Below are 20,691 nucleotides of genomic sequence, written 5' to 3'. Positions count from 1 at the left end.
CTCATCATTGTTTGGTCTGGCGCAGCAGCATGGTGCCGCTGCGCTGGGTAAATTCAAGTTGTTTCAATGCACTCATGCCCAACAGTACCTGCTCACCGCCCAAGCCCGGCGCTACCAGCGCGCGGACGTCCTGCAGGACAATATCGCCCAGCTTCAGGCGATCAAGGCTGGTGCGGTAGCCCTGGCTACGCCCATTGGCGGTGCTCAAGGTCACGGGCAGGCCGCGCTTGAGCCCGAGGCGGTCGGCCAATTCGGCCGGCACCGCCACATCGGTCGCGCCGGTGTCGAGCATAAACTCCACCGGCGATCCGTTGATCTGGCCGCTGGCGACAAAATGCCCTTGGCCGTTGCCCAGCAATTTTACTTCGATGTAACCCTCATGCTGCTCTGAGGTCACCACCGCATTGGGGTTTTCCTGACGCGCTTCCCACTGCCCAAAAAAACGCGTGGCCAAAAACAGCCCGGCGCCCCATGCCACGAACATCAGTACACGTCCGGCACGTTTGCCGGGCGGCGCTGCCGTCATGGTTGGGCGCCCCAGCCACCGGCCGGCGCGGCAAAACGATAGACCACCGGGCGTTTTTCACCGTCGGCACGCGGGCCAAAATTATTGTCGATACCCAACCACACACCTTCGGCATCCACCACCAGGGCTTCGGCCAAGCCATAAGGCTGGGCATAACGCCGGTTCGGTGTCAGGGTTTCGTCGGCAAACGACCAGCACAGCTCGACTTTGGCCGTGACCGCATCGCGCCGGCAAATCTGGAACGCATTGCGCTCCAGGGTAAACAGCTTGCCGTTGAACAGCGCCAGGTCGGCAAAGTCCTTGGACACCGCCTTGGCGTTGGTGAACTGTGCCGGTTGCACTTCCTGGCCGGCCTCGCTCAGCAACACACAGGGCCCATCGCAATCCCACACGCTCTGGCCACGCTTGATCGAGATCAACCCTCGTCGCTCTCGCTCGGCGGCCAGCCAGATCTGATTGCCTTCGGGGTTGATCGCCAAACCTTCGAACAAGGCATTGAAGTGCAGCAACATCCCACTGGCCCGCGCTTCGCGGACCATGCCCGGAGCAATCTTCAACCATTGCGGCGCACCGTTCACCGGCACTTGCAGCACCGCCGCATGGGCTTCACTGACAATGTAGCGGTTGCCGGCGGCGTCACAGGTGATGCCTTCAAAATCCAGGTCGCCGCCACGAATGAACGATGCAGCCTTGGTGCGCGAGCGCAGCCCCCAAGGCAGGCCGGACTCGGGCACCGGTGGCACCTCGATCTTCACGGTTTCGGCCTTCCAGGTCGGCGCGCTGATATCGAGGCGGTAAATCTGGTCGTCATCGCGGTCGGAAACCGTCCACAGGTCCTGGCCACACAGCGCCAGGCCCGACAGGTTGCCACCGCGCATGCCGTCCACCAGGTGTTCGGAGACCAGTTTAAGCTCAGCCACGGGCGCGGCCACCCCTTGGGTGGCCACCAACCCGCTCAACATCAGGATCGCCAGGGCGAAACCTGTGCGCATCAGCCCAGCACCTCGGCCAGGTTACCCTTGGACTCCAGCCAGGCTTTGCGGTCCGGCGCACGCTTCTTCGCCAGCAGCATGTCCATCATTTCCGACGTGCCGGCGAAGTCTTCCAGGGTCAACTGCACCAGGCGGCGAGTGTTCGGGTCCATGGTGGTTTCGCGCAACTGCGGCGGGTTCATCTCACCCAGGCCTTTGAATCGCGTGACCTGTGGCTTGCCGCGTTTCTTCTCGGCCACCAGGCGGTCGAGGATGCCATCGCGCTCGGCTTCGTCCAGGGCGTAGAAAATCTCTTTGCCCAGGTCGATACGGTACAAGGGCGGCATGGCGACGTAGACGTGGCCGGCATCCACCAACGGGCGGAAGTGCTGCACAAACAGTGCGCAGAGCAACGTGGCGATGTGCAGGCCGTCGGAGTCGGCGTCGGCGAGGATGCAGATCTTGCCGTAGCGCAGCTGGCTCATGTCCGCCGCGCCCGGGTCTACACCAATTGCAACGGCGATGTTGTGCACTTCCTGGCTGGCCAGGACTTCGCTGCCGTCGACTTCCCAGGTGTTGAGGATCTTGCCGCGCAACGGCAGGATCGCCTGGAACTCTTTGTCCCGCGCTTGCTTGGCGGAACCGCCGGCGGAGTCACCTTCGACCAGAAACAGCTCGGAGCGCATCGGGTCTTGCCCGGCGCAATCGGCCAATTTGCCTGGGAGTGCCGGGCCTTGGGTGATGCGCTTGCGCTCGACTTTCTTGCTGGCCTTCAGGCGACGACCGGCGTTGTTGATCGCCAGCTCCGCCAGGGCCAGGCCCAGTTCCGGGTGCTCGTTGAGCCATAGGCTGAACGCGTCCTTGACCACACCGGAGACAAACGCCGCCGCCTCGCGGGACGACAAACGCTCTTTGGTCTGGCCGGAGAACTGCGGCTCCTGCATCTTCATCGACAGCACGAACGCGATGCGCTCCCACACGTCTTCCGGCGCCAGCTTCACACCGCGCGGCAACAGGCTGCGGTATTCGCAGAACTCGCGCATGGCGTCCAGCAAACCCTGGCGCAAACCGTTGACGTGGGTGCCGCCCTGGGCGGTGGGGATCAGGTTGACGTAGCTTTCCTGCACGCTGTCGCCACCTTCGGGCAACCACAGCAGCGCCCAGTCGACGGCTTCTTTATTCCCCGCCAGGCTGCCGCAGAACGGCTCGTTAGGCAGGCGTTCAAAGTCGCTGACCGAGTCTTCCAGGTAGGAGCGCAGGCCATCTTCGTAGTGCCATTCGACCTTTTCGCCGGTGCCTTTGTCTTCAAAGCTGACCAGCAGGCCCGGGCACAATACCGCCTTGGCCTTGAGTACATGCTTGAGGCGGCTGATGGAGAATTTTGGCGAATCGAAGTATTTCGGGTCCGGCGCGAAGTACACGCTGGTGCCGGTGTTGCGCTTGCCAACGGTACCGACGACCTCCAGGTCGGTGGCTTTGTAGCCATCGGCAAAGGTCATCTGGTACTCGTTGCCGTCACGCTTGACCTTGACCCGCACCAGGGTCGACAGGGCGTTGACCACGGATATACCCACACCGTGCAAGCCACCGGAGAACTGGTAGTTCTTGTTGGAGAACTTGCCGCCCGCATGGAGCTTGGTAAGGATCAGCTCGACGCCCGACACACCCTCTTCCGGGTGAATGTCCACCGGCATGCCGCGACCATCGTCGGACACTTCCAGGGAATGGTCGGCGTGGAGGATGACTTGTACCGACTTGGCATGCCCGGCCAAGGCTTCGTCGACGCTGTTGTCGATGACTTCCTGGGCAAGGTGGTTCGGCCGACTGGTGTCGGTGTACATGCCGGGGCGTTTGCGCACCGGGTCGAGGCCCGAGAGGACTTCGATGGCGTCGGCGTTATAAGAGCTAGCGCTGGGAGTGGCCATGGGGTCTCGTCGTGAGTCGTTCGATTAAAAAGTGCCCCTGGACTTTACAGTGCTGCAAAGTCGAAGGATTGATACTGATCTGCGCCAATGCCGGCAAAACTCAACATGGCCGGCAATTGCTGGGCGAACCCCTGGTAACCATGGTCGCCACCGGCCTGGATGCGCAAGGCACAGGCCCGGTAATACTGCTGGGCGAGGCGATAATCCAGGGTTTCATCCCCGGTCTGCAACCACACTTGATAACGCGCGGCATCCTGGGGCGCCGGCACTTCCAGTTCGGCCAGGGCCGTGACGTGGTCGTGGGTCAGCTCCCAGGTTTCATCGGTGTAGAGGTTCTTCTGGGTGCCCAGGTAACCGTCAAACATCCGATGCGGGCTGACCGCCGGGTTCACCAGCAGCGCCTTGAGGCCATGGCGTTCGGCAAGATGGGTTGCATAGTAGCCGCCGAGTGAGCTTCCCACCAGCAGCGGCCGCCCCAGTTCCGCAATGGCCTCTTCCAATTGAGGAATCGCCTGACGCGGGTGGTGATGCAGGGCCGGCACACGCAATTGGTCGCTCAACCCGAGGCTGTCCATCACGGTGCTCAACTGGGTTGCCTTGTTGGACGCAGGCGCGCTGTTGAAACCGTGGATATATAGAATCGACGCGGACATGCCGGGCTCTCCGTGCATCAGCCAAAGAGGCGCAGTTTACAGGGAATACAGGCAGAAGCGGATCGAATGTGGGAGCTGGCTTGCCTGCGATGGCGGCGGATCAGTTAGCTATTGATTAACTGGCCCACCGCTATCGCAGGCAAGCCAGCTCCCACATTTTGATCAGTGTTTGCAGGGTTTAATAGCCGTTGCTGCCGTAATCGACGGTAAATTCGAATCCTTTTACCCGCTCCACGCCCGTCTCCAACCGTCCGTCGGCATGCAATCGCAGCCAGCGATACCCCGGTGCCTGCTCGCTGACCTTGAAGTCCTCGCTGCCCGGCGCGAACTGGATACAGGTGGACGGCGACGCCAGCAGGCGCACGTCGTTGCGCTCACGGTCGATTTCCTGGTGCACATGGCCCCACAGCACCGCTTTTACCTGTGGGAAACGGTCGAGTACGGCAAACAGGGCTTCAGGGTTGCGCAGGCCGATGGGCTCCATCCACGCACAACCGATGGACACCGGATGATGGTGAAAACACACCAGATGATGACGGTTTGGCGCCTCGCTCAGGGCTTGGGCGAGCAATTGCAATTGCGAATCCTGCAAATAACCGGGGACCGAGCCCGGAACCGCCGAATCCAGCAGGGTGACGCGCCAATTGCCGATATCGACCACCGGCTCGAGCAAATCGCTGTGCACCGCCGCGTGGGCCATGATCTGCGGCTCGTCGTGGTTGCCAGGAATCCAGCGCGCCGGCGCGTCGATCTGCCGAGTCAGGTCGCGAAATAGCTGGTAAGACTCAAGCGTGCCGTCCTGGGACAAGTCTCCAGTGGCCAGCACCAAATCGATCTGCGGCTGTTGCTCGCGCACCAAACCAATCACCCGCTGCAGGCTGTCGCGGGTGTTCATGCCCAGCAGCGAACCGTCGGCCTCGGCAAACAGGTGGCTGTCGGACAACTGCACCAGCAGCACCGACGCATCAGGGTTCACAGCGGATACGCTCGGCAAGGCGCTCTCCCAAGGCAATCACAGGAATGGATAGGTAGCGCGATTATGCTGGGGCAGGACACAAAGAGGAAAGACGCAGTTCACATCTAGCGCACGACTTCGAATTCATGGCCCAGGGCCAGGCAGTGACTCAACCATTCGCCGAGGAACACATTGAGTTGTGCTTTCTCATCGGGCTGGTGCATGAACACATTCGGATAAGGATAGATGCTGCGAAAGCGTCGCGCGTGTTCTGCGCTGATGACTTCGGCCATGCGCGCATCGTGATACACCTGAACCTCCAGCTGCGGCACCGGCAGCCAGGGCAGGCTGTGCTCCTGGCGCACCCGCAGGGTGGTGGTGTACGGGCAGTTGACGATGACCTCAAGGGTCAGCACGCCCAGCATCTGGTCGCCATGGGTCACGGCAATACGCCGCGCCTCAGGCGCGTGACGCATGTCGGGGAGCAGGCGCATCAGCCGCGCATAATTGGCCTCGCAGGCGGCTTGCAGCCCGATCAGGTCAACCCGGTATCGTTCCCGTGCCTTTACTGCCATAACCCCCTCACTTCCGCGCGATTAAGCGCAAGCCATTGCAGGGCGATAATGCTGGCTGCGTTGGAAATTTTGCCGTCACGCACCGCTTGCAGGGCATCTTCAAAGGCCCAGGGGGTGACGCGGATATCTTCTGCTTCTTCTTCCAGTCCATGGACGCCACCTGCACCTGAGCTGTCGCAACGACCGAGGTACAAGTGCACGAATTCGGTACTGCCACCGGGCGACGGGAAATATTTGGTGATCGGCCACAGCGCAGAGAACGTAAGGCCAGCTTCCTCCTCGGCTTCGCGGTGTGCAACCTCCTCCGGTTGTTCGTCCTTATCAATCAGCCCCGCGACCATTTCCACCAGCCACGGGTTGCCGGTACGGCCCATGGCGCCGATACGGAACTGCTCGATCAACACCACTTCATCGCGCTGCGGGTCGTAGGGCAGCACGCACACCGCGTCATGACGCACAAAGACTTCACGATTGATCACCCGGCTCATGCCGCCATCGAACTTCTCGTGGCGCAGTTGCACGCGATCAAGCTGGTAAAAGCCCTTATAGGCATTGTCGCGCTGAACGATCTCGATGGTGTTCGGCGTCGATTTGGCAATGTCCGTCATATCCTTCCTCGTTACGCAGGTGCAATTCGCGCCATCCTAACGCGCCCATGGCCCTTGATGCAGCCCCTTTCCGGTTGCCGGGATAGACGGCGAGCGTCAAACTCACTCTAATCAGCTTAGTGGCGAACTGACGGCTTTGTTCGCAGTCGAAGCGCTACTCTTTTTCGCTTTCCATCGATTTCCGAAGGACGCACATGTCGCTTTTAAAAATCGCCTCCGTGGCCTGTATTGCCTTGACTCTGGGCGCTTGCCAGAGCCTGTTCCAGCCCAGCTACCTCAAGCCCCTGGACACCAAGCCGGACACTTCCGAACAAATCAAACCCGGCTGCAACAGCCCGGAATGCCCACTGGTGAACATCGACACCGTGCACTTCCCCAGCGAGCCGCAGTTGGACAGCATTGTTGAGCAACGCCTGCTGCAAATGACCCGCACCACGCCCGGCGCCAGCGTGCCGCCGACCCTGAATGCCTACCGCGACAAGTTCCTGCGCGAGTCGCCGAACCGCAACAGCATGTACTTGCAAGCCAAGGTACGTGAGCAGCATGACGGACTGGTGATCGTTGAAGTGTCCAGTTATCTGGATACCGGCACCGCCCACGGCGCGCCCGGCCGCGGTTTCATCAACTATTCACGCCTGCTGCACAAAGAGCTGAGCCTGGCCGACATGTTGCTGCCGGGCCAGGAACAGGCGTTCTGGAACACCGCGAAAGTCGCCCACAACAGCTGGCTGATCAATTCGCAGATGGACCGCGACCCGGAGTTCGTGAAGAGCTGGCCGTTCCAGAAAACCCCGAACGTGGCCCTGACCAGCGCCGGTGTGGTGCTCAAGTACAACGTGAGCACCATCGCCCCTTACGCATTGGGGCTGATCGAAATGACCATCCCCTACGCGCGCCTCACCGGCGTGCTCAAGCCTGAGCTGATGCCTGCGCGCCACTGACCGCACGCCCTAACACCAGCTGTAACAACCCTGCCAGTACCAGTGCCGGCAGGGTTGCGCCGATATCCGGATACAGGTTGGCCAGCACGTGATAGGTGGCGATGCCACCCAGCCAGGCCACCAGCGCCGGCCAATGCAGGTTGGCAACCGTGCCCTGGCCACGCCGGCGCAGGATAAAGTGATCCACCAGCACCACGCCGAACAGCGGCGCAAACACCGAGCCGATCAGCAGCAGGAAGTTCTGATACTGCGCCAGCGGCGCCAGGCAGGCGATCAAGGTGCAGATCACACCGATGACCAAGGCCAGGTGCTCGACCTTCAAGCGCAACAGAATCCCGCTGGACACTGCCGCCGAGTGAATATCGGCAAAGGCGTTTTCCGACTCGTCCAACAGGATCAGCAGCAACGGAATGCCCAAGCCAGCACCGGCCAGCGCCAGCAACAGCGCATTCACTTCACCACTGGGCGCAAACGCCAGGGTGTAGGCCACGCCCAGGCTCATCAGCCAGAAGTTACCGATAAAGAAGCCCAACGCCGTACCGCCGAACACGCTTTTGGCGCGCTGGCCGAAGCGTGAGTAGTCGGCGATAAGCGGCAACCACGACAGCGGCATGGCGATGGCAATATCAAAGCCCACCGCAAACGGCATCGAGCCGTCACCGGACTTGGCCCACAACGCCGTGAGGTCAGCCTTGGCGAACAGGTTCCAGGTCAGCCACAGGCAGGCGGCGAGCAGCAGCCAGATGCCCCATTTACGCAGGATCTGGCGCACGAATGTCAGCGGCCCGCTGACCGCCAGCAACGTCGCCAAGCCACCGAAAAACAGGGTCCACAGCAATGGGCTGGCGAGCAGGCTGCCCTCGCTGAACGCGCGAGTGCCCAGCAAGCTGGCGGCGTCGCGCATCACGATGATCTCGAACGAGCCCCAGCCGACCAGTTGTAAAAGGTTCAGCAGTGCCGGAAGGCTCGCGCCCTTGGCGCCGAGGCTGAGCTTGAGCGCGGCCATGGCGGACAGGCCGGTGTCGCTGCCGATCACACCGACGGCGGCCAGCAGCAACACACCGACCAGCGTGCCGAGAAAAATCGCCAGCAACGAGCCGGACAAGCCCAGGCCCGGCGCGAGCAAGGCGCCGGTTTGCAGGACCATCAGGCCGATGCCAAGGGAGAACCACAGGGAGAACAGGTCGCGGGCGCCGAACACGCGTTTGTCGGCGGGGACCGCGATGTCCGGAGAGTAAGTACTCGGTTGAATGCTCAAGGGTGTTATCTCTGAGGGACATGATCGTTCCCACGCTCTGCGTGGGAATGCCGCTAAGGACGCTCTGCGTCCGCCTTTGTGACGCAGAGCGTCACGGGATGCATTCCCACGCTGAGCGTGGGAACGATCGTGGATGTCAGACCTTCTTGTACAGCTGACTGCCTTCGTGCTTGAACCGCTCCGCCTGCTCGGCCAAGCCCTTGGCCACGTCCACATCCACCGCTTCAATGCGCTGGTTGGCGGCGTACTCGCGTACTTCCTGGGTAATTTTCATCGAGCAGAATTTCGGCCCGCACATCGAACAGAAGTGCGCGACCTTGGCCGAGTCCTTCGGCAAGGTTTCATCGTGATACGAACGCGCGGTGTCAGGGTCCAGGCCGAGGTTGAACTGGTCTTCCCAGCGGAACTCGAAGCGCGCCTTGCTCAAGGCGTTGTCACGAATCTGCGCGCCCGGATGCCCCTTGGCCAAGTCCGCAGCGTGCGCGGCGATCTTGTAGGTGATGATCCCGGTCTTCACGTCATCCTTGTTCGGCAAACCCAAGTGTTCCTTGGGCGTGACATAGCAGAGCATGGCGCAACCGAACCAGCCGATCATCGCCGCACCGATACCCGAGGTGATGTGGTCGTAGCCCGGTGCGATGTCGGTGGTCAGCGGGCCGAGGGTGTAGAACGGCGCCTCGTCGCAGCATTCGAGCTGCTTGTCCATGTTCTCCTTGATCAACTGCATCGGCACGTGGCCCGGGCCTTCGATCATGGTTTGCACGTCGTGCTTCCAGGCGATTTTGGTCAGCTCGCCGAGAGTTTCCAGTTCGCCGAATTGCGCAGCATCGTTGGCGTCGGCAATCGAGCCTGGACGCAAGCCGTCGCCAAGGGAGAAGCTGACGTCATAGGCCTTCATGATTTCGCAGATTTCGTCGAAATGCGTGTAGGTAAAGTTCTCTTTGTGGTGCGCCAGGCACCACTTGGCCATGATCGAACCGCCACGGGACACGATGCCGGTCACGCGTTTGGCAGTCAGCGGCACATAACGCAGCAGCACGCCTGCGTGGATGGTGAAGTAGTCGACGCCCTGCTCGGCCTGTTCGATCAGGGTGTCGCGGAACAGCTCCCACGTCAGGTCTTCGGCGGCGCCGCCGACTTTTTCCAAGGCTTGATAGATCGGAACGGTGCCAATCGGCACCGGCGAGTTGCGGATGATCCACTCGCGGGTTTCGTGGATGTGCTTGCCAGTGGACAGGTCCATCACCGTGTCCGAACCCCAGCGAATGCCCCAGGTCAGTTTCGCCACTTCTTCTTCAATGGACGAACCCAACGCACTGTTGCCGATATTGCCGTTGATCTTCACCAGGAAGTTACGGCCGATGATCATTGGCTCCAGTTCGGTGTGGTTGATGTTGGCCGGGATAATCGCGCGGCCACGGGCGATTTCTTCGCGCACAAACTCAGGCGTGATGATTTTCGGCACGCTGGCGCCGAAGCTGTGACCGGCGTGCTGCTGGTCGAGCAGGCCACTGGCACGGGCTTCTTCAAGCTTCATGTTTTCGCGGATGGCGACGTATTCCATCTCGGCGGTAATGATGCCTTTGCGCGCGTAGTGCATCTGCGTGACGTTGGCACCTGCCTTGGCGCGGCGCGGGTTCTTCACGTGCGCAAAGCGCAGTGCGGTGAGCTCAGCATCGCTGAGGCGCTGTTGGCCAAAGTGCGAACTCAGGCCGGACAGGCGCTCGGTGTCGCCACGCACTTCGATCCACGGCGAACGCACATCACCCAGGCCTTTGCGCACGTCAATGATGACGTTGGGGTCGGTGTACGGGCCGGAGGTGTCGTACACCACCACCGGTGCGTTGATTTCACCGCCGAAATCGGTGGGCGTCACGTCCAGGCTGATTTCACGCATCGGCACACGAATGTCCGGGCGAGTGCCTTGCACGTAGATTTTTTGCGAGCGGGTAAACGGCTGCACGGAGCCGGAGTCGACTTTGGCCGATTCACTCAGGTGCACGGTATTTTTTAATTTTTGGCTTTTTAATTCAGTGCTCATCACGGGCTCTCCAACTTATCCAGGCGGTGGATTTTTGTCGGAGCGAACCTGTGACGGATGGACGCACTGAAACCAGTGCTGTGCAAGGCACGAGCGCTGTTCGATTGTCGAACAACATCCCGGACGAAGCACAAGAGGACTCGCCGGGTGACGAGAAATCTTGTTCCCTACGCAGGCGTTAACCTGATCAGGTTCAACGGGATCCGGTATTTACCGATCTCAGCCTTCCAACAAGGCACCCCGACAAGAACGCGGCCAGTCTAGACCATGGTGTGGGCAAATTGCCAATAGCGGTGTATTCAGCGTGATGAATGGCGTGATTGCGGGATTGTTGCGCGGGGTCAGCGCCACTACACTCGGGCGTCGTCACAATGCTTGACGCCAGGAATGGCCAGCCTTAGCCTTGGGCGCTTAATTACAGTCGTAATATTCACACTAGGGATCGCCTCATGCTGCGCAAACTCTCACTGGCTCTTGCCGTGTCTTGTGCGACCAATGGAATGGTCTGGGCAGCTGAAGCGCCCTTGTCCGCCAAAACCGACTTGGTCAGCGTCTACCAGGAAGCGGTGAACAACAACGCCGACCTGGCCGCCGCCCGCGCTCAATATGGCGCGCAAAAAGAAGTGGTGCCCCAGGCTCGCGCCGGTTTGCTGCCGAACCTGTCGGCCGGCGCCGACAGCAATAACGTGCGCACCCAGATCGACCAACCGGCAGCCACCGTCAACCGTGACGCGCACTCCTGGCGTGCAACCTTGAGCCAGCCGCTGTTCCGCGCTGATCGCTGGTTCCAGCTGCAAGCCGCCGAAGCCGTCAACGAACAAGCTTCGCTGCAACTCTCGGCGACTGAACAGAACCTGATCCTGCAAAGCGCCGAAAGCTACTTCGCCGTGCTGCGCGCCCAGGACAACCTGGCGTCGACCAAGGCCGAAGAAAACGCCTTCAAGCGCCAGCTCGACCAGTCCAACGAACGCTTTGATGTAGGCCTGTCGGACAAGACCGACGTGCTGCAATCCCAGGCCAGCTACGACACAGCCCGCGCCAACCGCATCGTCGCCCAACGCCAGGTGGACGACGCCTTTGAGGCGCTGATCACGCTGACCAACCGCCAATACAACGCGATCCAGGGCATCGTGCACACGCTGCCGGTGCTGCCACCGGCGCCGAATGACGCCAAATCCTGGGTCGAAACCGCCGGCCGCCAAAACTTGAACTTGCTGGCCAGCAACTACGCCGTGACCGCTGCCGAAGAAACCCTGCGCCAGCGCAAGGCCGGCCACTTGCCGACCCTCGACGCCGTGGCGCAATACGAAAAAGGCGACAACGACGCGCTGGGTTTCAGCAACCCGAACCAATTGCCCGTGCCGTACGGTGGTGATGTGTCTCAGCGCACCATCGGCCTGCGCCTGAATATCCCGATCTACAGCGGCGGTTTGACCAGCTCGCAAGTGCGCGAATCCTATTCACGCCTCGACCAGACTGAACAGCAACGCGAAGGCCTGCGCCGCCAGGTGGTGGAAAACACCCGTAATCTGCACCGCGCGGTGAACACCGATGTGGAACAGGTGCAGGCGCGCCGCCAGTCGATCATCTCCAACCAGAGCGCGGTGGAAGCCACGGAAATCGGCTATCAAGTGGGTACGCGCAATATCGTCGATGTGCTGGATTCACAACGCCAGCTGTACTCGTCGGTGCGCAACTACAACAACAGCCGCTACGACTACATCCTCGACAACCTGCGCTTGAAGCAGGCGGCGGGCACGCTCAGCCCTGGGGATTTACAGGACCTGACGCGTTACCTCAAGGCTGACTACAACCCGGACAAGGATTTTCTGCCGCCGGATCTGGCCAAGGCCGCCGCCGAGCAGCTCAAAGCCCGCCCCGGGTATTAACAACACAGCAAAACCAATGTGGGAGCTGGCTTGTGTGGGAGCTGGCTTGCCTGCGATGCAGGCAACTCGGTACATCAGACATGCCCAGTTGATGCTATCGCAGGCAAGCCAGCTCCCACATTTTGGTCCGTGTTGGTTCAGTGATTGAGCAGTTTGTCCAAACCGTCCAGTAAGCGTTTCAGCGCACCCTGGTTGGCCTGCATCACCTTCAATCCCGCCTCTGCCATCTTGCGCGCATCCTGCGGCAGTTCGAACAACTGCCGCACGGCTTCTGCCAAGCCTTGCGCATCATCCACCTCACGCAACGCCCCGGCCTCACGCATCATCGCGCTGATTTCGAGGAAGTTGAACAGGTGCGGCCCCATGATCACAGGCTTGGCCAGCGCCGCCGGTTCCAGCGGGTTGTGGCCGCCGGTAGGCACCAGGCTGCCGCCGACGAAGGCGCTGTCGGCAAGGGCGTAAAGGAATAGCAGCTCGCCCATGGTGTCACCGAGCAGCACGGAGGTCTGCGCCGTCACCGGTTCAGTGCTGGAGCGGCGCACCGTGGCAAAGCCTTGTTGCTCGCACAACTCGAACATCGGCCCGAAGCGCTCCTGATGACGCGGCACCAGAATCAGCAGCGCGTTGGGGTAACTTTCGAGCAGTTGGCGATGGGCGGCCAGCACCACTTCATCCTCGCCTTCGTGGGTGCTGGCGGCGATCCACACCGGGCGCTCGGTGGCGCCCCATTGCTCGCGCAAGGCGGCGGCACGCACCGGCAGTTGCGGATCGATGGTCAGGTCGAACTTGATCGAGCCGGTGACTTCAACGGTTTGTGGTCGTGCGCCCAGGCTCAAAAAACGCTGGGCTTCGGTTTTTGTCTGCACCGCAAACAGGCTCATCTCGGCCAGCATCGGCGCGGTCAGCTTGGCGAAGCGCGCATAACCTTTGGCCGAACGCGCCGACAGCCGCGCATTGGCCAGCGCTACCGGAATACCACGCTGAGCGCAGGCGTGGATGTGGTTGGGCCACAGCTCGGTTTCCATGATCACGGCGAGCCTGGGCTGCACACGATCAAGAAAGCGCTTGGCGGCGCAAGGCAAGTCATAGGGCAAGTAGCAGTGCTGAATGCGCGGTTCATTGGCGAACAGCGCCTGGATACGCTCCGAGCCGGTGGGCGTCATGCAGGTAACGGTAATCGGCAGCGTCGGGTGGCGCTCCATCAACCCGCGAATCATCGGCGCGGCCGCGATGCTTTCGCCCACCGACACCGCATGCACCCAGATCCCGCCCGGCTGCATCACCGGCAGGCCATAGGAAAACCGCTCGCCGATACGTTTTGCATACGCCGGCGCCTTGCGCGCGCGCAGCCACAGACGTAAAGCCACCAACGGCAGCGCCAGGTAAAACAGACAGCTGTAGAGAGTTCTATTCATGGCGGCGGAGTTTATCGGCTTTTTCAGTCGATCGCCTGCAAGCACTCGGCAAATCGCTCGGTCAGGAAGCGTGCGGCCGGGCCCAGGTGCTCGTCGCGGCGCCAGACCAGCTCCACCACCAGCGCCGGCGGCGTCCATTCGCTGTCCAGCTCGACCATCTGCTGTTGATAGGCCGGGTACTGCACGATGTGCCGAGGCAGCCAGGCCCAGCCCAGGCCACTCATCAGCCATTCGGCCAATACGTAGAAGCTGTCGGCACGCCACACCAAGGGGCTCGCGGCTTCACTGCCGGGGTACACGCTGGTCTGGGTCGACATCAGCAGTTGCCGAAACTGCGCCAGGCGCTGGCAAGTCACGTATTTGTCCTGGGCCAGTGGATGATTCACGCCGCACACCGTGACCATTTCCACGCTGCCCACCACCCGCCGCTCAAGCGCTTCGGGGATCTGGTCGTGATAGAACAGCAAACCCAGGTCGGCCTTGCGCTCCACCAGCTTGCGCGCCACATCGCCTTGCGCGGCGCTGGACAGTTGTACTTCCAGCAGCGGGTATTGCCGGGCCAACGCTTCAAGGCTGTCGAGCACCGGCTGAAATAACATGGCTTCGTCCTGGGCCAGGCGCAGGCAGGCTTCTTCACCACGGGTCAGCGACAACGCCCGACCATTGAGCCGTTCACATTGGCGCAGCACCTCACGCGCTTCTTCCAGCAACACACTGCCGGCTTCAGTCAGACGGGGCTGACGGCCGCTGCTGCGCTCGAACAGGCTAAGCCCAAGGTCCGCTTCCAGCAGGGCAATTGCGTTACTCACCGCCGATTGCGCCTTGCGCTGCCCACGCGCCACCGCCGAAAACGAGCGCTGCTCGGCGACGCTGACAAACAGGCGCATCTGTTCCAGGTTCCATTGCACGCTCATGACTCAACCCATCTTTAAATCGGATAGGTAATGACTTTATCTCATCTCGCGAAGGGTTAAAATGCGGACCTAATCAAGCACGTATCACACCGAGGATTCCCCCATGAATGTTGCCTACGTTTACCTGGCCATTGCCATTTGCTCGGAAGTGATCGCGACCGTTTCCATGAAAGCCGTCAAGGGCTTGAGCACGCCGATTCCGCTGTTGCTGATGATTGTGGGGTATGGCGTGGCCTTCTGGATGCTCACGCTGGTGGTGCGCACGGTGCCGGTGGGCATCGCCTATGCGGTCTGGGCCGGACTGGGCATTGTAATGGTCAGTATCGCCGCGCTGTTTATCTACGGGCAGAAGCTGGATGTACCAGCAATGCTGGGCATGGGCCTGATTGTGCTGGGCGTGGTGGTGATTCAACTGTTCTCGAAAACCGCCGGGCACTGACCGCCACGCTACAGCCTGTATACTGCGCCTCTTGTCTTGAACACTGAGGTCGCCGATGCCATCCGTTATTTCCACCGACGTTCTGATTGTCGGCGCCGGGGTTGCCGGCCTCTGGCTTAACGCACGCCTGCGCCGCGAGGGGTTTTCCACGGTAGTGGTGGAAAGCGCCACCTTGGGCGGCGGGCAAAGCGTGAAGTCCCAAGGAATCATTCACGGCGGCGCGAAATACGCCCTGCATGGCGCGCTCACCGGCGCGTCCGAAGCCATTGCCGACATGCCGCGCCGCTGGCGCGAAGCCCTGGCGGGTAACGGCGAGCTGGACCTGACCGGCGTGCGCTTGCTCTCCGAAGCCCATTACCTGTGGTCGCCCGGCACGATCGCCGGCAACCTCACCAGCTTCTTTGCCAGTAAAGCCGTGCGTGGCCGCGTCGATCAGGTCAAGGGCGACGAATTGCCGCCAGCCCTGCAGGACCGTCGCTTCAAGGGCAAAGTCTATCGCCTGGCCGAACTGGTCATCGATGTGCCCAGCCTGATCGAACGCCTGGCGCAATTGGCCGGCGACGGCTTGCTCGCCGGGCAACACATCGAACCGCTGCTTGAAGGCGATACCTTGGTGGGCCTGAAGGTCGATGGCCGCGAGATCCGCGCCCAGCGCATCGTGCTGAGTGCCGGTGGCGGCACCGCTGAGTTACTGACGGCCCTGGGCCTCAGCCAGCCCGCCATGCAAACCCGCCCATTGCATATGATCATCGCCAAAGGCCCTGGCCTGAAGCCGCTGTATGCGCACTGCCTGGGCGGCGGCACCAAGCCACGCCTTACCATCACCACTCACCCGGCTGCCGACGGCAACTGGGTGTGGTACATGGGCGGCGATATCGCCGAGGCGGATGGCGTGGCCCGCACACCACAAGAACAGATCGCCACTGCGCAAAAAGAGCTGGCGCAGTTACTGCCGTGGATCGACATGAGCCAGACCCAATGGGCCACCCTGCGTGTCGAGCGTGCCGAGCCGCTGCAATCGGGCCTGAGCCGCCCCGACAATGCCTTCCTCGCCGAACAAGGCCGCCTGCTGGTGGGCTGGCCGACCAAACTGGCGCTGGCACCGGACTTCGCCGATCGTGTACTCAACGCCCTGGAACGCGACGGCATTCGTCCAAGCGCCAGCGACGCGCTGCCCGAGCTGCCAAAACCGGCCCTCGGCCAACCTGCCTGGGAGCAACTGTTGCCATGAGCCTGCCAACCCTGCACGACCTGTATCGACCACTGGGCAGCACCGGCCTGCTGGTCTCGCCGCTGGGCCTGGGCACCGTCAAGCTGGGCCGTGATCAAGGGGTGAAATACCCCAACGGCTTCCAGATTCCCAATGACGACGAAGCACGGATGTTATTGCGCCAGGCCCAGCAATTGGGCATCAACCTGATCGACACCGCGCCGGCTTACGGGCGCAGTGAGGAGCGCCTGGGGCCACTGCTACGCGGCCAGCGCAACGACTGGGTGATTGTCAGCAAGGTCGGCGAAGAGTTTGCCGACGGCGTGTCCCATCACAATTTCAGTGCCGCGCATACGCGCATGTCCATTGAGCGCAGTTTGAAACGACTTGAAACGGATTTCATCGATCTGGTGCTGGTGCATTCTGATGGCAATGACCTGCATATCCTCAATGATTGCGAGGTGTACGAGACCCTGGCGCAGCTGAAAAAAGAGGGCAAGATCCGTGGTTTCGGCTTCTCCGGCAAAACCGTCGAAGGTGGCGTGAAGGCTCTGGAACAAGGTGATTGCGCGATGGTCACCTACAATCTGAATGAACAGGCCGAGAAAGCCGTGATCGATTACGCCGCCGCCCACGGCAAAGGCATCCTGGTGAAAAAAGCTCTGGCCAGCGGCCACGTGTGCCTTGAGCCAGGAATGGATCCAATTCATGCCAGTTTCATGCTGTTGTTTGCGCAAACGGGCGTCGCCAGTGCTATTGTCGGGACCATTAATCCGCTGCACCTGGCCCACAACGTGGCGACCGCTGCCCAGGTCATTCGTCAACTCTGATGCCGCCCACGCGGCCGACCCCGTCGCAAGAAGGAGCCGACATGCCGCGAACGCTGATTAGAAAAAACCCCAGTAACTTCAAGACACTGCCGCTGCACGTCGAAGCCACCCCCGAAGGCCTGAGTTACCAGAGCGTGGGCATGCCGCTCAACTTCGCCCAGACCCTGCAACGGCGCAAGCCGGTGGAGGTGGCAAACCCTGAACGTTTCGCCCTGGAACTGGCCAACCTCGGCGTGTCGGTGCGCCTGACCCTGCATTGGCAGAACAAGGATTACTGGGTACTGGTGCGTCAGCGCCGCCAGGACCGTGGCGACGTGGTGCTCAAGCTGATCTCCGGCTACGTACCCGCCCACGAACTGAACCTGCCACTGCACACCGCTATCCAGGAAATTGCCGAAGAATGCCTGCTGGAGACGCCCGAAGGCTGGCTGGGCGGGCGCTTCAATGACACCTGGCTGCCCGCGCCCTACTCCGCCGCGCTGCATTACCGTGAAGCCCTGCCGTTTCGCTTGAGCCCGCTGTCCGGCGCCGCTCGCCCGGTGCGCTGCGCCACCATGCAACTGATCGAGCGCCCACGGGCTTACGTGCATTTGCCCACGGCGTCGCTGCAGCTGATTTATGACCTGCGCCTGGAAGTGCCCAAGGAAGCCAAATCCCTCAGCCTGTTCCATGTCGATGAACGACTGGAAGGCGACCAACTGGTGGCGCGCCTCGACCGCCAGCGCCCGGATTTGTACCTGATGCCATTGAAGGACGGCCAGCCGCTGGCCGAGCTGTACACCGTCAAGAAAGACCAGCTATACCCGGCCAGCACACGCGGCTTGTACCTGGCGGAAAGCTTCGCCCAGCAGGAAGGCTGGCTGGTGCGCGATGAGCGCATTCGCTGGAAGGATTGGCTGCGCCAACAAGGCCTGGCGGAGCCTGAGAAGGAGTCGAAGTTGAAGCGATTGGCGCAACGGGTGCTGCGCAAGATCGTGCCGAAGAAAAAGGCCAAAGGCTGACGCAAATCCAATGTGGGAGCTGGCTTGTGTGGGAGCCAGCTCCCACACAAGCCAGCTCCCACAGATGACCGAGGTCAGCCGTTAAGCAAGCGCTCCAGGCCGACCTTCAGCGGCGTCGGCTCCGGCAGCGTAAAGCTCGCCAACAGGCGCTGGTTATTCGCCCGCGAATGGCGGATATCACCCGAGCGCGCCGGCCCGTAAGTGATCACCGGCAACTGCCCCACCACCTCTTCCAGCGCCTGAAGCACCTGCTTGAGCGTGGTCGTGCGGTTCCATCCCACGTTGATCGCACCCAGTGGCGCTTCGGGCGCTTCGATGGCCTGGACCAGCACATCCACCAGGTCTTCCACGTACATGAAATCCCGGGTTTGCTCGCCGTCGCCAAACACGCTGATCGGCACACCCTGCTGCACACGCTCGCTGAAGATACTGATCACGCCGGAATACGGCGATGACGGATCCTGGCGTGGCCCGAAAATGTTGAAGAAACGGAAAATCACCGGTTCCAGGCCATGCTGGCGGCGATAGAAATCAAAGTAGTGCTCGCCCGCCAACTTGTCCGACGCGTAAGGCGTCAGCGGCGCCTTGGTGGTGTCTTCGTCAATCGAAGCACCCTCGCCGTTGTTGCCATACACCGCCGCGCTGGAGGCAAACACCACGCGCTTCACGCCAGCCTTGCGCATGGCTTCGCAGACATTCAGGGTGCCGACGAAATTGCTCTGGTGCGTGCTCACCGGATCATCCACCGAGGCCTGCACTGAAGCCACAGCAGCCAGGTGCACGACGGCGGTGGCGCCGACGGCGGCTTGCGCCACCAACTCGGCATTGGCGACATTGCCTTCAATCAGTTGTACGCGCGGATTATCCAGCGGCAAATTGCTGCGTTTGCCGGTGGACAAGTCATCCAGCACCCGCACGGCATAGCCTTTGGCAAGTAGCGCATCGACCAAGTGCGAGCCGATAAAGCCGGCACCTCCGGTGATCAACACCCACTTTTCAGCATTACTCATTGTTGCGGATCTTCTCGACAATGGCTGTGGTCGAGCTGTTCTCAACCAACCCCAGCACTTTGACCGTACCACCGTAAGCGCTGACGATATCGGCGCCTACGACTTGATCGACGGAGTAGTCGCCACCCTTGACCAACACGTCCGGCTTGACCTGGGCCAGCAGGTTTTCCGGGGTGCCTTCAGAGAAGCTGATCACCCAGTCGACTGCGCCGAGACCTGCCAATACGGCCATACGCCGGTCAACACTGTTGATCGGACGGCCAGGCCCCTTCAAGCGGCTGACGGAGGCATCGTCGTTGACCGCGACGATCAGGCGGTCGCCTTGGGCGCGCGCCTGTTCCAGATAAGTCACGTGGCCAGCATGCAGGATGTCGAAGCAACCGTTGGTGAACACAATGCTTTCTTTGTGGGCACGGGCGTCGTCGATGGCCAGCAGCAATTGCTCGATGCCCAGCACGCCGCGCTCCGAGCCTTCGGAACGCTGGATCGCCCGGCGCAGCTCGGGTGCGCTGATAGCCGCGGTACCCAGTTTGCCCACCACAATACCCGCCGCCAGATTGGCCAGGGCCACGGCGTGGGGCAGTTCTTCACCCGCCGCAATCGAGGCGGCCAGGGTGGAGATGACGGTGTCACCGGCACCGGTGACGTCGAACACTTCACGGGCACGGGCCGGCAGGTGCATCGCCGGGTGGTCCGGGCGCAGCAGGGTCATCCCGTGCTCGCCACGGGTCACCAGCAAGGCGCCCAAGTCGAGATCGGCCATCAACGCCGCGCCTTTGGTCACCAGCTCATGCTCATCGGCGCAACCGCCGACAATGGCTTCGAACTCACTGAGGTTTGGTGTGATCAGGCTGGCGCCCCGATAAATCGAGAAGTCCTTGCCCTTGGGATCGGCCAATACCGGAATGCCGCGGGCCTTGGCGGCCTGGATCAGCATCTGGTGGTTTTTCAAGGCGCCTTTGCCGTAGTCGGACAACACCAGCACCTTGATACCTTCGAGCAGCGCGTCGACCTGGCCGCTGAGGGCCAGGGCGTCGGTGGCGAAGGGTTCTTCGAAATCGATACGCAGCAATTGCTGGTGACGGCTCATGACCCGCAGCTTGACGATGGTCGGCTGATGGGCAATGCGCTGGAACAGCGCGCGCACACCGGCACCGCGCAGGCTGTTGGCCAGGCTGTCGGCGGCTTCGTCGTCGCCGGTCACACCCACCAGGGAGGCCGGGGCGCCGAGGGCGGCAATATTGAGGGCAACGTTGGCAGCGCCACCTGGACGGTCTTCGATTTGCTCGACCTTGACTACCGGTACCGGTGCCTCAGGGGAAATCCGTGAGGTACCGCCATGCCAGTAACGGTCGAGCATGACATCGCCGACCACCAAGACAGGGGCTTGATCGAATCGCGGCATGGACAACTTCATGGAGCAACCCACATACAAAATGAACAGGGGCGCGATATTAGCACAGGGTTATGGGAGGCTTGTGGAGGGTGTGCACAGAAGATAGTGCGACGGACCTGCCATTGAATCCACCG

General features: G+C 61.6%; 19 protein-coding genes and 1 riboswitch. Of the genes, 6 read left to right on the top strand and 13 right to left on the bottom strand.

Annotation, left to right across the window (positions count from 1 at the left end):
- Positions 1–4: 4 nt before the first annotated feature.
- From AOA62_RS05640 to AOA62_RS05610, 7 genes are all read right to left on the bottom strand, one after another.
- Entirely contained in the window at positions 5–526 is a 522-nt protein-coding gene (locus AOA62_RS05640; RefSeq protein WP_017138480.1) for a TIGR02281 family clan AA aspartic protease, read from the bottom strand.
- The gene (locus AOA62_RS05635) at positions 523–1,518 is read right to left on the bottom strand and encodes an esterase-like activity of phytase family protein (RefSeq protein ID WP_099548088.1); all 996 of its coding nucleotides are present in this window, start codon (positions 1,516–1,518) and stop codon (positions 523–525) included. Before AOA62_RS05635 ends, AOA62_RS05640 begins: the two co-directional genes overlap by 4 nt.
- Entirely contained in the window at positions 1,518–3,422 is a 1,905-nt protein-coding gene (parE, locus tag AOA62_RS05630; RefSeq protein ID WP_099548087.1) for a DNA topoisomerase IV subunit B, read from the bottom strand. Before parE ends, AOA62_RS05635 begins: the two co-directional genes overlap by 1 nt.
- 44 nt (positions 3,423–3,466) lie before the next feature.
- Positions 3,467–4,075 carry a YqiA/YcfP family alpha/beta fold hydrolase gene (locus AOA62_RS05625; protein ID WP_099548086.1) on the bottom strand — a complete coding sequence of 203 codons (609 nt, stop codon included), beginning with the start codon at positions 4,073–4,075 and terminating at the stop codon, positions 3,467–3,469.
- Positions 4,076–4,253: 178 nt separating this feature from the next.
- Positions 4,254–5,069, bottom strand: a complete 816-nt coding sequence (cpdA, locus tag AOA62_RS05620) for a 3',5'-cyclic-AMP phosphodiesterase (protein WP_099548085.1) — start codon at positions 5,067–5,069, stop codon at positions 4,254–4,256.
- Between the two features lie 86 nt (positions 5,070–5,155).
- Complete coding sequence (locus AOA62_RS05615; RefSeq protein ID WP_017138485.1) at positions 5,156–5,605, bottom strand: DUF1249 domain-containing protein; 450 nt, start codon at positions 5,603–5,605, stop codon at positions 5,156–5,158.
- A complete protein-coding gene (locus tag AOA62_RS05610) occupies positions 5,596–6,213 on the bottom strand; it encodes an NUDIX domain-containing protein (RefSeq protein WP_017138486.1) in 618 nt (205 codons plus the stop codon). The genes AOA62_RS05615 and AOA62_RS05610 overlap by 10 nt, the downstream gene beginning before the upstream one ends.
- Positions 6,214–6,407: 194 nt before the next feature.
- On the opposite strand from AOA62_RS05610, the gene AOA62_RS05605 reads away from it, so the two are divergent.
- Positions 6,408–7,154, top strand: coding sequence for an RsiV family protein (locus AOA62_RS05605; protein WP_017138487.1), 747 nt, complete (start codon positions 6,408–6,410; stop codon positions 7,152–7,154).
- Here the strand turns inward: AOA62_RS05605 and cytX are convergent.
- Together cytX and thiC are read right to left on the bottom strand one after the other, a co-directional pair.
- Positions 7,123–8,412, bottom strand: a complete 1,290-nt coding sequence (cytX, locus tag AOA62_RS05600) for a putative hydroxymethylpyrimidine transporter CytX (RefSeq protein ID WP_017138488.1) — start codon at positions 8,410–8,412, stop codon at positions 7,123–7,125. The genes AOA62_RS05605 and cytX overlap by 32 nt on opposite strands.
- Positions 8,413–8,548: 136 nt before the next feature.
- Positions 8,549–10,453 (bottom strand): phosphomethylpyrimidine synthase ThiC, encoded by a 1,905-nt coding sequence (thiC, locus tag AOA62_RS05595; RefSeq protein WP_017138489.1) that lies wholly within the window; start codon positions 10,451–10,453, stop codon positions 8,549–8,551.
- A 147-nt stretch (positions 10,454–10,600) separates the two neighbouring features.
- Positions 10,601–10,706, bottom strand: a riboswitch (TPP riboswitch).
- A 196-nt stretch (positions 10,707–10,902) separates the two neighbouring features.
- On the opposite strand from thiC, the gene AOA62_RS05590 reads away from it, so the two are divergent.
- Positions 10,903–12,342: a TolC family outer membrane protein gene (locus tag AOA62_RS05590; RefSeq protein ID WP_026013800.1), complete on the top strand. Its 1,440-nt coding sequence runs from the start codon at positions 10,903–10,905 to the stop codon at positions 12,340–12,342.
- Between the two features lie 137 nt (positions 12,343–12,479).
- Here AOA62_RS05590 and waaA read toward each other — a convergent pair whose 3' ends face one another.
- Both waaA and AOA62_RS05580 read right to left on the bottom strand, forming a co-directional pair.
- Complete coding sequence (gene waaA / locus AOA62_RS05585; RefSeq protein WP_017138491.1) at positions 12,480–13,757, bottom strand: lipid IV(A) 3-deoxy-D-manno-octulosonic acid transferase; 1,278 nt, start codon at positions 13,755–13,757, stop codon at positions 12,480–12,482.
- A 23-nt stretch (positions 13,758–13,780) separates the two neighbouring features.
- The gene (locus AOA62_RS05580) at positions 13,781–14,671 is read right to left on the bottom strand and encodes a LysR family transcriptional regulator (protein ID WP_017138492.1); all 891 of its coding nucleotides are present in this window, start codon (positions 14,669–14,671) and stop codon (positions 13,781–13,783) included.
- Between the two features lie 103 nt (positions 14,672–14,774).
- Here AOA62_RS05580 and AOA62_RS05575 point away from each other — a divergent pair, with 103 nt between their 5' ends.
- From AOA62_RS05575 to AOA62_RS05560, 4 genes are read left to right on the top strand one after another with little or no spacing between them, the layout of a single operon-like run.
- Positions 14,775–15,110 (top strand): multidrug efflux SMR transporter, encoded by a 336-nt coding sequence (locus AOA62_RS05575; RefSeq protein WP_017138493.1) that lies wholly within the window; start codon positions 14,775–14,777, stop codon positions 15,108–15,110.
- Between the two features lie 55 nt (positions 15,111–15,165).
- Positions 15,166–16,341, top strand: coding sequence for an FAD-binding oxidoreductase (locus AOA62_RS05570; RefSeq protein ID WP_017138494.1), 1,176 nt, complete (start codon positions 15,166–15,168; stop codon positions 16,339–16,341).
- On the top strand, positions 16,338–17,150 hold the full coding sequence (locus tag AOA62_RS05565) for an aldo/keto reductase (protein WP_017138495.1): 813 nt from the start codon (positions 16,338–16,340) through the stop codon (positions 17,148–17,150). The genes AOA62_RS05570 and AOA62_RS05565 overlap by 4 nt, the downstream gene beginning before the upstream one ends.
- Positions 17,151–17,191: 41 nt before the next feature.
- Entirely contained in the window at positions 17,192–18,151 is a 960-nt protein-coding gene (locus AOA62_RS05560; protein ID WP_017138496.1) for a hypothetical protein, read from the top strand.
- A gap of 74 nt (positions 18,152–18,225) precedes the next feature.
- Here AOA62_RS05560 and AOA62_RS05555 read toward each other — a convergent pair whose 3' ends face one another.
- Both AOA62_RS05555 and hldE read right to left on the bottom strand, forming a co-directional pair.
- The gene (locus tag AOA62_RS05555; protein ID WP_017138497.1) at positions 18,226–19,161 is read right to left on the bottom strand and encodes an NAD-dependent epimerase/dehydratase family protein; all 936 of its coding nucleotides are present in this window, start codon (positions 19,159–19,161) and stop codon (positions 18,226–18,228) included.
- Entirely contained in the window at positions 19,154–20,578 is a 1,425-nt protein-coding gene (gene hldE, locus AOA62_RS05550) for a bifunctional D-glycero-beta-D-manno-heptose-7-phosphate kinase/D-glycero-beta-D-manno-heptose 1-phosphate adenylyltransferase HldE (RefSeq protein WP_017138498.1), read from the bottom strand. Before hldE ends, AOA62_RS05555 begins: the two co-directional genes overlap by 8 nt.
- Positions 20,579–20,691: the final 113 nt, after the last annotated feature.

The organism is Pseudomonas sp. 2995-3 (assembly GCF_002742565.1).
GTDB lineage: Bacteria > Pseudomonadota > Gammaproteobacteria > Pseudomonadales > Pseudomonadaceae > Aquipseudomonas > Aquipseudomonas edaphica.
The sequence above is the reverse complement of the archived record's forward strand: the minus strand, read 5'-3'. Positions and strand labels throughout refer to the sequence as shown.